This window comes from Parapedobacter koreensis (assembly GCF_900109365.1).
Taxonomy (GTDB): domain Bacteria; phylum Bacteroidota; class Bacteroidia; order Sphingobacteriales; family Sphingobacteriaceae; genus Parapedobacter; species Parapedobacter koreensis.
In genome coordinates this window covers 150,196-162,405 of record NZ_FNZR01000011.1, presented here as the reverse complement: position 1 = coordinate 162,405, position 12,210 = coordinate 150,196, and the positions used below count along the sequence as shown (strand labels likewise).

12 protein-coding genes are annotated in these 12,210 nt (G+C 49.3%); 8 read left to right on the top strand and 4 right to left on the bottom strand.

The genetic code is table 11. The features are described from left to right. Nucleotides 1–5 precede the first annotated feature (5 nt). Both BMW65_RS21315 and BMW65_RS21310 read left to right on the top strand, forming a co-directional pair. Nucleotides 6–896 (top strand): PorP/SprF family type IX secretion system membrane protein, encoded by an 891-nt coding sequence (locus BMW65_RS21315; protein WP_177181250.1) that lies wholly within the window; start codon nucleotides 6–8, stop codon nucleotides 894–896. 108 nt (nucleotides 897–1,004) lie between these two features. Next, the gene (locus tag BMW65_RS21310; protein ID WP_090608728.1) at nucleotides 1,005–1,298 is read left to right on the top strand and encodes an FtsB family cell division protein; all 294 of its coding nucleotides are present in this window, start codon (nucleotides 1,005–1,007) and stop codon (nucleotides 1,296–1,298) included. A gap of 20 nt (nucleotides 1,299–1,318) precedes the next feature. On the opposite strand, the gene BMW65_RS21305 is transcribed toward BMW65_RS21310, so the two are convergent. Then, nucleotides 1,319–2,215: a DUF3078 domain-containing protein gene (locus BMW65_RS21305; RefSeq protein WP_090608726.1), complete on the bottom strand. Its 897-nt coding sequence runs from the start codon at nucleotides 2,213–2,215 to the stop codon at nucleotides 1,319–1,321. 133 nt (nucleotides 2,216–2,348) lie between these two features. Between BMW65_RS21305 and rlmH the strand changes: the two genes are divergently transcribed. Next, nucleotides 2,349–2,822 carry a 23S rRNA (pseudouridine(1915)-N(3))-methyltransferase RlmH gene (gene rlmH, locus BMW65_RS21300; protein WP_090608724.1) on the top strand — a complete coding sequence of 158 codons (474 nt, stop codon included), beginning with the start codon at nucleotides 2,349–2,351 and terminating at the stop codon, nucleotides 2,820–2,822. Nucleotides 2,823–2,896: 74 nt separating this feature from the next. After that, complete coding sequence (locus BMW65_RS24730) at nucleotides 2,897–3,022, top strand: hypothetical protein (protein WP_262497348.1); 126 nt, start codon at nucleotides 2,897–2,899, stop codon at nucleotides 3,020–3,022. A gap of 56 nt (nucleotides 3,023–3,078) precedes the next feature. Here BMW65_RS24730 and BMW65_RS21295 read toward each other — a convergent pair whose 3' ends face one another. Together BMW65_RS21295 and BMW65_RS21290 are read right to left on the bottom strand one after the other, a co-directional pair. Then, the gene (locus BMW65_RS21295; RefSeq protein WP_090608722.1) at nucleotides 3,079–3,858 is read right to left on the bottom strand and encodes a LytR/AlgR family response regulator transcription factor; all 780 of its coding nucleotides are present in this window, start codon (nucleotides 3,856–3,858) and stop codon (nucleotides 3,079–3,081) included. Continuing rightward, nucleotides 3,839–4,894, bottom strand: a complete 1,056-nt coding sequence (locus tag BMW65_RS21290) for a sensor histidine kinase (RefSeq protein ID WP_090608720.1) — start codon at nucleotides 4,892–4,894, stop codon at nucleotides 3,839–3,841. Before BMW65_RS21290 ends, BMW65_RS21295 begins: the two co-directional genes overlap by 20 nt. Before the next feature lie 302 nt (nucleotides 4,895–5,196). Between BMW65_RS21290 and BMW65_RS21285 the strand changes: the two genes are divergently transcribed. Then, nucleotides 5,197–5,811 carry a YceI family protein gene (locus BMW65_RS21285; RefSeq protein WP_177181249.1) on the top strand — a complete coding sequence of 205 codons (615 nt, stop codon included), beginning with the start codon at nucleotides 5,197–5,199 and terminating at the stop codon, nucleotides 5,809–5,811. Between the two features lie 167 nt (nucleotides 5,812–5,978). Next, nucleotides 5,979–6,569 carry a diheme cytochrome c-553 gene (locus BMW65_RS21280; protein WP_090608717.1) on the top strand — a complete coding sequence of 197 codons (591 nt, stop codon included), beginning with the start codon at nucleotides 5,979–5,981 and terminating at the stop codon, nucleotides 6,567–6,569. A 130-nt stretch (nucleotides 6,570–6,699) separates the two neighbouring features. Here BMW65_RS21280 and BMW65_RS21275 read toward each other — a convergent pair whose 3' ends face one another. Then, a complete protein-coding gene (locus tag BMW65_RS21275; protein WP_090608715.1) occupies nucleotides 6,700–7,905 on the bottom strand; it encodes a lipase family protein in 1,206 nt (401 codons plus the stop codon). A gap of 194 nt (nucleotides 7,906–8,099) precedes the next feature. Between BMW65_RS21275 and BMW65_RS21270 the strand changes: the two genes are divergently transcribed. Both BMW65_RS21270 and BMW65_RS21265 read left to right on the top strand, forming a co-directional pair. Continuing rightward, nucleotides 8,100–11,162: a sensor histidine kinase gene (locus tag BMW65_RS21270; RefSeq protein ID WP_090608713.1), complete on the top strand. Its 3,063-nt coding sequence runs from the start codon at nucleotides 8,100–8,102 to the stop codon at nucleotides 11,160–11,162. After that, nucleotides 11,159–11,908: a LytR/AlgR family response regulator transcription factor gene (locus BMW65_RS21265; RefSeq protein WP_090608711.1), complete on the top strand. Its 750-nt coding sequence runs from the start codon at nucleotides 11,159–11,161 to the stop codon at nucleotides 11,906–11,908. Before BMW65_RS21270 ends, BMW65_RS21265 begins: the two co-directional genes overlap by 4 nt. The last annotated feature ends 302 nt before the right edge of the window (nucleotides 11,909–12,210 follow it).

Sequence of the window (12,210 nt, the reverse complement as noted above, 5' to 3'; positions counted from 1 at the left end):
GTTATATGAAAAGGATCGTATCGTTGGTGGTTGGGATAACCGCTGCGGCGGCCGTTGTGGCTCAGCAACCTTTGACGCCGACGCAGTACAGTGATGTCCGCACACCGCAAAACGCTGCGGAGAGCCTAATGGAGCCAGAGGGTGGGATATCCATGCTTGGCAGGCGGCAGTGGGTTGGGCTGGAGGGTGCGCCCACAGTCTACTGGGGGAGCGGGCACGTGGGTTTTCGCAGCTTTGGCGCTACAGCCGGGGTGAATCTCCGCCACGAGATCCTCGCGGTGGAGGAGCTGACGGAAGTTTCGGTGTTCTTCGCCAAATCGGTACGTATTTCGGAGACAGAGCACTTAGGCCTTTCGTTGAGTGCGGGTTTCAGCTACCTGGATGGTCGCTTCTCGCAACTGGATCCGCAGGACGGGGCTTTCCGTGAGGACGTGCGGGAGACGGACGCGTTGATGGGCTTTGGAGTGGTGCTTTACCGGCCGGACCGGTATTATGTCGGGCTGTCGCTGCCGCGGCTGATGCTGGGCAGCTTGGGGGTCGGGAGCGACAGTCGCTATCATTTCAGAAACATCTACCACTTAACGGCCGGAGCAGTCTTCGGGTCGGGCGGAGACTTTCAGTTCCGGCCATCTTTGCTCGTGACCTATTCGGAGAGTTTACGCCCGCAGGCAGAGGTATCGGCGATGTTCTTCGCCAGGCATGCAGTCGGGCTGGGTATCAACATCCGGAGTTATAACGGTTTGGCAGGACTTGCCCGCATCAACGTGAAACGCTTTGGCATCGGTTACAGCTACCTGTTCGGTGCACGAAATGAAGGACTGAGCCGTGGTATTAATAACAATACACACGAAATCGGGCTGAACTACCGGTTTGGCGATGTGCCGTCGCTGTTATAGCAGGCTCGGACGGAAAAGAACAGCCACGGATGCTGAAGCGTCAACAGCGCAATAGCGGCGTGGAATGTCTAATTTGGAATTGTAAAAATTTTTGCACTATTTTGTACTATGGAGCGACTACTGTCCATTATCCGGAATAAATACCTCATCGCGGCCGTAGCATTTGTCGTATGGATGCTTTTCTTTGATCGGCACGATGTAGCCACCCAATACGATTATTACAGCCAGCTGAAAGGGTTGAAAGCCGAAAAGGCGTTTTACACAACCGAAATCGAACGGGTAACCAAGACCATCCATGATTTGAATACCAGCCCGCAGGAACTCCAACGGATAGCCCGCGAAAAGTATAAGATGAAGAAAGAAAACGAAGACGTTTTCGTTATACTCGAACGGGAGGAATAGCACCTCCCGGTTCGCGACTTCTAAAACTTATACGTAATCCCAGCTCCCAATACTTGCCGTACTTGCAGTGTAGGACGTTCAGACCCCGGTATAATCACACCGTCTGCTTGGCGGGGAATGAGTGTGTTGTCATCGTAAATCAACTGTACGCCGCCGTTTACGCTGATGTAGTCATTTACCTTCATAAATAGGTTAAACGTGTAATCGACGTCCACATTCTGTGGGTCTTCGAGGTAATTCGAATACAGTTTGAGGATGTTTTCTACACTGATATTTTCCATGACATCGACCTTGTAATAGGCATCAAAAGAGGCACCAAACTCAAAGCGCGATGTCGAGCCCGGGTCAACGCCGAAAGCACCTTGATTGGAAAGCTCATCGTTGGTGACAAAGATGAAACGGGCTGCCGCCGGCGACAGGTTGAAACGGAAATTGTCCGACTCCTTATATGCAAAACCGGGGCCGAAGCTCAGGTAAGCCGGGGCAAATGCCGTGGAGATTAACGTACTGTTGTTATCGCCGTCGTATTGGAAACCATCCGCAAACTGCGTATTGAAATTCAGGTAAAACGTATACAGCCAACGTTCTGTGGCTTCATAGCCCAATAAGCTATTCAGGACAATCCGGTCGTCATTTTTGCGCCAGCCGACAGATTTCTGTTTGGTAAGCCCATAAGCAGCGATGACCTTGTTGTCCCAGCTCCAGCGATCCTTTTTGTAGTTGAAGCCGTAATTGAAAATCAAATTAGCCGCAAATGAATTGATGCCACCGGCAGCCCAGTTCGAAAATGAGCTTTGGTTGAGCAGTAAGGTGTTTTCACCGGCAATCCGCCAGGTGGTATCAGACGGTGCCTCCTGCGCTTTGGCATACCAGCATACCAGCAGACTAACGCACAAGGTGGATAGGAATCTCTTCATAATAATTAATTTTATGATACAATAGTTTAAAAGTGCTTTTCCGAAAACAAAATAGATGCCAAATCTGTTTTAACTACTTTTGGTATTAGCGTTTTTCCGTGTATTTCCCCATAACTTTGTCTAAGTTTGTGTTATGCGGATAACTCTATTGTGTATTGGTAAGACGGATGATGCGCCTATTGCGGCTGCCATTGAGAAATTTCAGCATCGATTGAAACATTACATCGCCTTCCATATCGTGGTCATTCCCGATATCAAAAACACGAAGCATTTGCGTATCGATGAGCAGAAGGCCAGGGAGGCAGCGTTGCTGATGAAACAATTTGCACCGGCTGATCACGTTGTGCTGTTGGATGAACGGGGCAAGGAATACCGCTCGGTGGAATTTGCCGATTACCTCAACAAAATGATGGTGGGCAGTGTGCAGCATGTGGTATTTGTAGTCGGTGGGCCTTATGGTTTTGATGACACGGTGTACCAGCGGGCCAACGGTCGGATCGCTTTGTCAAAGATGACGTTTTCCCACCAGATGGTGCGGTTGTTTTTCGTGGAGCAGCTTTACCGCGCGTTCAGCATATTAAAGGGAGAGCCGTACCACCATGAATAATTGGTGTGTGGAATGACGGGGATTTTTGCATCCAAACAATAGGAGATAACAATTGTTAACAATATATTAATAGTATGATGAACATTCCCAAGCGTAAATATCATTACAAAGGTGCAGATACCGCCAGCGAAAGCCGGATGTTTTGGATTATGGTCGTTATTGGCATAGCCCTGATGGCTGCGATTATCTTTTTGTTCTGAGCTTATCCGGTGGTCGGTGGTCAGTGGCCAGTGATCAGGACGGATTGACGGCCGCGTCACTTCCCCAGCCAGACCTTGAAGTTGCTGACTTTTTCACGGCTTACAATAACTTCTTTGTCGTATTGTGGCTTTAATTTGATTTCCAGTCGGTTTCCAAAATACGGATTGATTTGGTGGATGCTATGGATAGCTACCAGCATCCCCCTGTTGATCCGGAAAAACATGTTGGGATCCAGCATTGTTTCGATTTCGTCTACCGGATAATCCACGATATAATTGACGCCGTCAGGCGTGCGGAAAAAAGTCACCCTATCTTCGTAAAAGAAATACGAGATGTTGGCCACCTCGATGGGCATGAGTTTCTGAAGGTGTTTTACCAGAAACCGCTTCCGGTAGGCGGTTGCATCAGTTCCTTTTTGCAATTCCTGAATCAGTTTCTGGATGTCTGCCTGTTGCCTGCCGTTGTCCTTGAAGATCGCTTGCGTACGGTCGAATTTTTCAAGAGCCAGCTTCAGATCATCCTGTTGGATGGGTTTGAGCAGGTAGTCGATGCTGTTTACTTTGAAGGCCTTCAAGGCATATTCATCATAGGAAGTGACAAAGATAATGGGGCTTTCGACAGCTACTTGATCGAAGATGGCAAAGCTCTGGCCATCGGCCAGCTCGATATCCATGAGGATGAGGTCGGGTTTGCCCGGATTTGCGGTGAGCCAAGCTACCGCCGCAGCAATGCTGTCCGCGACTCCGATGACTTGTGCCGTGGGCCGCACTTTGCGCAGCACCTGCAACAGTTTCTCTACCGCCAATCGTTCATCTTCAATAACTAATATATTCATGGTTCTGGGGGTTTAGCAAAGGGAGCTTCACGACAAATTGTTGGCCATCATCATCGATTTCGACCACCGAATTGTTGAGCAGTTGGTACTTGCTCATGATATTTTGCAGGCCGATGCCATTGGACAATACGGCAGTGGTCTTTTTCTGGATGTTGTTGCTTACGACCAGCAAATCGGGGCTTGTCGTTGTGATTTCAATTTTCAATGGGCTCTCCCGGGAAATGACGTTGTGCTTTACGGCATTTTCCAACAACATTTGCAAAGTAAGGGGCGGCAGCACGTATTCCATAAGCTGTTCCTGCACATCGATGGTCAACTGGATGCCATCTTCATACCGGGTTTTGAGCATGTGGAAAAAGGAATGCGCAAAGTTGATCTCGGCGCGCAGCGGGATCAGCCAACGTTCATTGGACCGCAGTAAGTAGCGGTATACCTTGCTCATCTCGTCCAGGAAGTCCCCGGCTTTTTCCGGATTGGTATAAATCAACGCGGACAAGCTATTGAGGCTGTTGAACAAAAAATGCGGGTTTACCTGGCTTTTGAGCCCCTCAAGCTGGCTTTGCAGGTAATTTTTCTTGAGTTGTTCGGTTTCCAGCATGGCTGCTTTCCATTTATCGAAGGCATAGAGCCCTTCGTGGAAGCTGGTGGCCGCTACGTTGAGGATGATGCCCGCGATGAATACCGGACGGAAGTTGGCCCATGTAAGCGGGATAGCGATGAAACCGAGCACCCGGAATGCGCCAAAGAGTGATAGGCCCAGCAACAAAGATAGCATGACGTATATGGGGAATTGGATGGACACCCGTTTGACCGTATTGGAATACCCCGCAATGGTATAACGCATGATGTTGGCAGCAATAATGTGCGTGGCCCATGAAGCCGTGCCAATCGCGATGCTTACCAAGGAAGCACTTGCCAGTAGCGGGAAATGGAAATATCCGGTACCGAGCAATAAATAATTCACCACGAAAAGGTATGGAAAGACAATGATAAACAATACCAATATATCTTCCTTGGTAAACGCGATGTACTTCATGGGACGAATTGGTTTTCTTGGCACAAAGATACTTTTTTTAGGCCTGTATTGAAATGCCAGGATGGCTGAACCGTGATATTTAGGTACTGGACTGTGCAATTCGGGGTTTATGGTGTTGCAGGCGCTGTGGACATGGTGTGGAATCGCCCGGATTGATGCCTTTTCAATTGAAGTTCCTCATTTCTCAATTGAGGAACCGGATTTTTCAGTTCAGCCTTATTCACCTTTTGGAAGCGCTGCCTTTGTTTCACTTTTGCCCCGCAAGCCGGTGGAGGCTCGCTTTTAACAAAATCAATAAAGTCATGAAAAAAAAATTTATCGGCGCTTTAGTGGCATTTTTAGCGCTGTCTGCCTGCAAAGAAGCGGACAATCCCGCAGTGGTCACCTATGAAATCAATACCGAAACCTCGTATGTGGAGTGGCGGGGGTACCTGCCGGAAGGCAACAATCACGGAAGAATTTCCATCGACGACGATGAGGTGACCACCGAAAACAATCAGGTGACCGGCGGTTCATTCAGCATTCCGCTATCTTCCATCAACGTATTGAACCTGGAGGGGGAGCTCAAGGAGCAGTTGGAGCACCACTTGCAGAGTGCGGATTTTTTCAACGCCGTGCTGTATCCGAACATTACGTTCCAGATTAGGGAAGTCGCCCCCTACCATGGAGATGGCGGCGAACACGTGGTGGATGGTGCCAACTATGAAGTAACCGGTGATCTCACCTTTCTTGGCAAAGCGAATATCATCACCTTTCCTGCCAACGTCGATTTCAGCGGCAACCAGCTCCATGCCGAGGCCCTTATCACCATAGACAGGCTGGAATGGGGCATGGACTATGCATCCGATCCTGAGGCACCGCAATATATCCTGCCCGGCATTGATTTGCATCTGGTGCTCGTGGCCAACCAGCAATAACTACGTATAATTGTCGGAGAGCTGACTCATGTATACGCTATTTTGTGTCAACTATAAACTGAAAATGTGTATTTATAAAATCAAATCGTCCGTTTAGAAATGTTAGTGGTATTTTTGAGAGACTCAAACGGCAAGCTATAACTACTAAACACTATAATCATTAGATCATGAAAATTAAAGCAGCGTTTGCACTGTTCGGTTTGCTGGGGGCCATTGTGTCTTGCAATACCGAGACAAAAGAAGAGCAGGCTTCCGTTGGGGCATCCGTGGAGGTGGACAGCGTCGAATTAGTAAAAAGGGGTGGTTACCTGGTGACCGTGGGGGGCTGTAATGACTGCCACAGCCCCAAAGTAATGACGGCACATGGGCCAGCCCCGGACACTAGCCGGCTATTGTCTGGCTATGATCCTTCGCGCCCCTTTGTGGGCTTTGACAAAGCCACGGCATTGTCCGGTACGATGGTCGTCTTCAATATTGAAAGTACCGCAGCAGCAGGGCCTTGGGGGATATCTTATGCTGCCAACCTCACACCGGATGATACGGGGATAGGCAGTTGGACGTTCGAACAATTCCGGAGGGCCATGAAGGAAGGGAAATGGAAAGGGTTGGAAGATTCCCGCCCCCTGTTGCCACCGATGCCCTGGCCAAACTTCAAGGATGTGGGCGACGAGGATTTGGCTGCTATTTTTGCATACCTTAAATCCATCAAACCGGTAAATAATCCCATTCCGGCACCTGTTACTCCCGACGCGATTTGACATAACCTGTCATTGCATAGTCATTTTCAATGGGGCACCGTATGCTGAAAAGCTGCGGTGCTTTTTTTTGTGCAACAAAAAAAGGCTGGCTAAAAAGTCAGCCAGCCCGATAATGGTTTCAAAACATGATTTATTGAATCAGCATGGGTACCACGGCTTGGATATAGGCATTGGCTCCCTCTCGGTGGCCGATGTTGCCAAGTGGTACGAACTGTACGTTGGCGCCAAGGGCTTTCATGGTTGACTCAGCGGTTTGGGCATTGAGCACCGGCACGATATCGTCAGCCAATGCATGGAAAAACACCACCGGAGCATTAGGTTTCCAATCATAGCTATTGTTTTGCTGAAGCGCAGCGACAAACGCAGTATTGGTGCCCTGCTGGATTCCCTGGGCGAAGCTTGGCGTAAATACTTCGCCCGGATTATTCGATAGTTGGGCGGCTGTAATACTTCCCTGGGCAATAGCTGTAGCGACGGATTGAGCCGCAGCGGGTTGCAGTATGTCAGTCAGCTGGGCATTTATGCCGTAAAGCTGTTGGTAAGTGACGAGTGCCCATAGATAAAGACCGGTTGCACCTTCTTCCAAATCGCGGTTTTGGCTGACCACCCATTCAGCCGTACCCAGCATATCATACGCGCCTGCAGCAGGATAACTGGCTTCCACGGTAAATTCGTCTGCTGCGCTTTCTTCAATGGCTTGATGCAGGGCCAGGGTAGCGTACCCGCCTTCGGAGTAACCCACAAGACGTACTTCTTTTCTGATGCCCAGTTCCTTACTTATGGCCAGTTCTTTTGCTGCCCTAAGCATATCAAGCGATGCTTGCGCCAGACTCGCCTTTTCCTGGTAAGGATGCGGAATATTGCTGCTGACACCATAACCGATATAGTCAGGCATCACCACGATATACCCTTTGGCAAGCGAGGCACCAACCGTACCGGCGACGTACGCTTCCATATTGCCGTTGGGCAGGTAGGACGAAGGGGCTTCGTTGTCGGCGGTAATCGTGCCATGCTGGAAGCCCAGCAGCGTCAGATTTTCTGTCTTGTTTTTCGGTATAATGACTAAGCCTGACGCTTCGATGGGATTACCAGCCGGAAACTGGGTTTTGTAGGTGACGCGATAAGCTGTCACATCGCTGGCGATAAGCAGAGCAGCGGCCGGGTTAGGGAAGCGTGCTTTAATCTCCTCTACGGAAACCTGGGCAGCCTCTTCTTCCGAAATCAAGTATTCAAACGTGACATCAGGCGAAGGATTATCATCATCACTCGAACAACTGGAAAAAAGGCCTGCGATCAAAAAGTATAGACCAGCGTAATAAATTTTTGGTGTTTTCATTTAAAAATGTAAAAAATTGAAAGTTTTGATTTGGATAATTAAATGTTAAAAATAATTAATTAAATAGAAAAAATAGCACAGCATTTATCTGTGGTTAGTTTTGTTTAACAGACGTGCCGTTTGAGTTAATAGTTGGCGATTGAAGCGATAAATCTTTGGATAGTAATTAAGCGCCCACTATCTTTGTAAGAACGATGCATCCATTCCGTCCCATTGCTTTTGCCGTATTGTGCTTAACCTTCGCCGCCAGTGGTTTTGCACAATATACACCTATGACTTATCGGACGCTTACGGTGCCGGATGGCTTGCCCCAATCGTACGTGAGCGGCATCGTGCAGGATCCGCAAGGCTTTATGTGGATTGGCACGCGTGATGGATTGGCACGTTATGACGGGCGCCAATTTAAGGTATTCCGGCATGACGGCGATGATTCAACGACATTGGCATCCAATATCACCCGGAAACTTACGCTTGATCGTGACGGCCTGCTTTGGATTGGCTATGAAGAAGGCGAACTGGATATCCTGAATACCCGTACCGAGGAAATTATCCACTGCTCTGCGGAAGTACCCTATGCCGCATTGAAGCACAGCATCAAGATGGACGGCCCCATCGTACAGGATCGCAGCGGCAAGCACTGGATGCTGAGTAAAGACGGGGCTTTATTTGTCGTAGATCTTCATGAAAAGCAACTTACCCGACATACAGCCACCAGTCTGTTCCCGCAGTTTGATGAGCATTATATTACCGGATTGGCGCGGGTAGGCGATGATATGCTTTTGATGCTGGATCGATCGATGGCATATATAAACGGCGACATGCAAGTCCGCGAACGCGTGATGTTTGATTTCGCCAATAACAGGCTGTATAACCCCACGGTAGACTGGAAAGACACTTCGCCACTGGTGCGTTCAAATGGCGATATGCTTTTTGCCGATCAGGGGCGGCTGGTATTTTTTGAAAAAGCAAAAGCGGCATTCACCGTATTCCGGTTGCCCGTAAAGCAATATTTTATAATGCCGCGCCTGCTGATGGGCAAGGATGAAAACATTATCGTCGCATACCGCAATTACTCGTACTATTTTTACCGGGCGACCAACCAACTGGTGTTGGTGGATACCATGGCAAGCAATCAATACGTGAAAACCGCGCTTTGTGTAGATCGATCGGGTGTTTTGTGGGAAGGCTCCAATGGATTTGGCATCAGGCAATTTGACGTATACCTCCGGCACATGCCTTCTCAGGCATACCAGATTGATTTTCCTTTTGAAGTGCTGCATCACCTGGGCATTGCGCAGGAAGCTGTTGATCGTACCTTCCTGCGTGGTATAAATGCTTATTTTTTCCGGTGGGTGAATGGACGGGACGGCCAAATATGGATGGCCAAGGCTGGGGAGGACAGCGTACGGACACCCAATTTATTGCGCTACCACGACGGGATTTTACGGCAGGAGCACTTTGTATATCATAATTTGTCCCCCCAGCCCAATCAGGGAATCGATGCACTGGCCGTCGATCCCGGGGGCGATTTGTGGGGATTGGATCACCGATTTCGCCTCATCCGGTTTGATGAGGCTACGGATACGGCTACCGTTTATCCTCCCCTTGCGCTTGGTTATTTAAAAGACCGGTTCAATGAGATCAACGGGATGGTTGCCGATGGCGACAATACGTTTTGGATATGCAGCGCACGCGGGCTCATCCGTTATCATTTGCGGACAGGTTCGGTGGCACACTTTATCGAAGACAAGCGGGCAGTCCACCTGCTTGCCATCCAGCAGGATCCCCGGGATCCGGATATCTTGTGGCTGGGCACCTATTCGGATGGACTCATCCGCTTTGACAAGCGCACGGGGAGCTACCGGTTTTTCAAGGCCCGCGATGGATTGCCCAACCACACCGTCTATACCATTATCCCGGATGCGCGCGGTGTCCTTTGGTGCAGCAGCAACAAGGGCATCTTCTCCTTCAATCCGGAGACTTACCAGGTGCATGGCTATATTCCACAGGGTAATACGCCGCTGGTGGAGTGCAACCGCTTTCATTGTTTTGTTTTTCCGGACGGCAAGTTGCTCTTTGGGGGTACGGGTGTTTACACCCGGTTTGCGCCGAGCGACATGCGCGACGATCATTTCGAGCCCAATACGGCACTAACAGGGATTTTTATCAATAATAAGCCTGCACACTACGGAAACCCGGAGTTTCCCCTGGATCGGCCCATCAACGCATTGCAACGGCTTCGGGTACCTTATCACCAGAATTTCCTGTCGTTTGAATTTGCTGCGCTCCAATTCAATGCACCCGAAAAACTGCAATACCGGTACAAGCTGGAAGGATTTGATACCGACTGGGTGTTGGCGGGAAATAAAAATGTGGCTACCTATACGGGCGTGCCGCCCGGGGAGTATACGCTCCTCATCAACGCGAGCAATACGTCGGGCAAATGGAGCAGTCATATAAAGGAACTCCCCATCATCATTACGCCCCCCTTTTGGAAGACCTGGTGGTTTATCACGTTGTCCGTACTGGCCAGCGGCATACTGGTTTTCCTGCTGGTGAGACAGCAACTGCGCGCCATCCGCAAGAAAGATCAGGCCCGGATGGCCTATGAACGCGAAACCATGGAGCTCGAAGCGCGCGCACTCCGCTCGCAAATGAATCCACACTTTGTTTTCAACTGCCTGAGTTCCATCAAGTCGCTTATCCAACAGGGTGAAAAGCGTGCCGCGGTAGCCTATCTAACCACTTTTTCGAAGCTTATACGCAACCAACTCAGCAATACCCAAAAAGAAATCAGTCTGCAGGAAGAATTGGATACTTGCCTGCTGTACGTGCAATTGGAGGCCCTGCGGTTTGGCGATAAGCTTTCCTGCCTGTTCGAGGCGGATCCCCACGTCAATCTGGCGGCATTGAAGGTACCACCCCTCATTATCCAGCCGTTTGTGGAAAATGCCATCGTCCATGGTATCCTGCCCAAGGCAGGCAATGGGTCTGTGGCCATCACCGTGCAGCAGCAGGGAGATAATGTGGTATGCCGCATCGATGACAATGGGATAGGCCGTGAACAAGCCGCACTATTGAAGTCAAAACGTAAAGCAAGGCATGAGTCAAAAGGCACATTGCTGGCCACGCATCGCCTGAAACTGCACAATACCCTGAGCCGTCATAACATCGACATCACCATCGACGATAAGCTGGATGAAAATCGGCTGGCGGCGGGAACATGTGTGTCACTTTTATTTAAATTGCAGCCATGATACGCGCTATCATTATCGACGATGAACCACATTGTGTAACCTCACTCCAGCATGATCTGGCCTACTTCTGTCCGCAGGTTGAGGTCGTCGCCGCCTGTTTTTCGGGAGCGACGGGCATCGCGGCCATTGAAAAATACAAGCCTGATTTGGTTTTTCTCGACATTGAGATGCCCTTGATGGATGGGTTTGAGTTGCTGGAGGCGCTGGAGGAGGGACGCAGGTTTCAGGTTATTTTTACGACGGCTTACGACGAATTTGCCTTGAAGGCCATCCGTGTGCATGCGATGGACTACCTATTGAAACCCATTGACGGCGTGGATCTGAAAGCAGCGGTAAATCACGTGGAGAGGCACCTGAAAAGCAATGCCCATCCCGATGAACGTATCACGAACCTCCTCGAACAGCTACAGCATACCGACGACCAGCGAATTGCCATCCCTGATCGCGACGGGTATGAATTTATCAACATAAGCGATATCATCTATTGCCGGGCAGACGGTGCCTATACACATTTGGTATTGACGAGCGATCGTGTGGTCTTTCTTTCCAAGGCGCTGGGTGAAATGGAAAGCGTGCTCCCCGGTCGGCTTTTTATGCGCATACACCATTCTACGATAGTCAATATCAAGAAGATAAGCCATTTCAAAAAATTAAGGACAGGCGTAGTGGTGATGGTCAATGGTGACCAGTTGAACGTATCACGGTCAAAAAGAGATCCGCTGCTGTTGAAAATGGGGATTAAGTAAGCTAAAACGGTTTCAACATAAAACAGAAGTCCTGCTACTGTCGCTGTTTCGGATATCATCCGAAAACATCCAACCATAAACCTAAGCCGTCCAACGGCCAATCAACAGTTGTACACCTTTAGGGCACACGTTATTTTCGGTACATGAAAGCAGGCAATACTGTCGCTTTTGATCATCATAACGTTCGATAATTAATGAACCCATGTCTACGCTACGATCGTTGGTCTGCCATCAAGATCGGTTTTTCAGGGGTAATACTTGCACTATTGTGCCCTTATTTTTTGCTATCTTTGAAGATTAAA

Excerpts from the sequence above, each read along its gene's own strand:
- BMW65_RS21295 (WP_090608722.1), bottom strand. The coding sequence starts at position 3,858 with ATGAATATATTAGTTATTGAAGATGAACGATTGGCGGTAGAGAAACTG.
- BMW65_RS21290 (WP_090608720.1), bottom strand. The coding sequence starts at position 4,894 with ATGAAGTACATCGCGTTTACCAAGGAAGATATATTGGTATTGTTTATC.
- BMW65_RS21275 (WP_090608715.1), bottom strand. The coding sequence starts at position 7,905 with ATGAAAACACCAAAAATTTATTACGCTGGTCTATACTTTTTGATCGCA.
- BMW65_RS21285 (WP_177181249.1), top strand. The coding sequence starts at position 5,197 with ATGAAAAAAAAATTTATCGGCGCTTTAGTGGCATTTTTAGCGCTGTCT.
- BMW65_RS21270 (WP_090608713.1), top strand. The coding sequence starts at position 8,100 with ATGCATCCATTCCGTCCCATTGCTTTTGCCGTATTGTGCTTAACCTTC.
- BMW65_RS21265 (WP_090608711.1), top strand. The coding sequence starts at position 11,159 with ATGATACGCGCTATCATTATCGACGATGAACCACATTGTGTAACCTCA.
- rlmH (WP_090608724.1), top strand. The coding sequence starts at position 2,349 with ATGCGGATAACTCTATTGTGTATTGGTAAGACGGATGATGCGCCTATT.
- BMW65_RS21305 (WP_090608726.1), bottom strand. The coding sequence starts at position 2,215 with ATGAAGAGATTCCTATCCACCTTGTGCGTTAGTCTGCTGGTATGCTGG.
- BMW65_RS21315 (WP_177181250.1), top strand. The coding sequence starts at position 6 with ATGAAAAGGATCGTATCGTTGGTGGTTGGGATAACCGCTGCGGCGGCC.
- BMW65_RS21310 (WP_090608728.1), top strand. The coding sequence starts at position 1,005 with ATGGAGCGACTACTGTCCATTATCCGGAATAAATACCTCATCGCGGCC.
- BMW65_RS21280 (WP_090608717.1), top strand. The coding sequence starts at position 5,979 with ATGAAAATTAAAGCAGCGTTTGCACTGTTCGGTTTGCTGGGGGCCATT.
- BMW65_RS24730 (WP_262497348.1), top strand. The coding sequence starts at position 2,897 with ATGATGAACATTCCCAAGCGTAAATATCATTACAAAGGTGCAGATACC.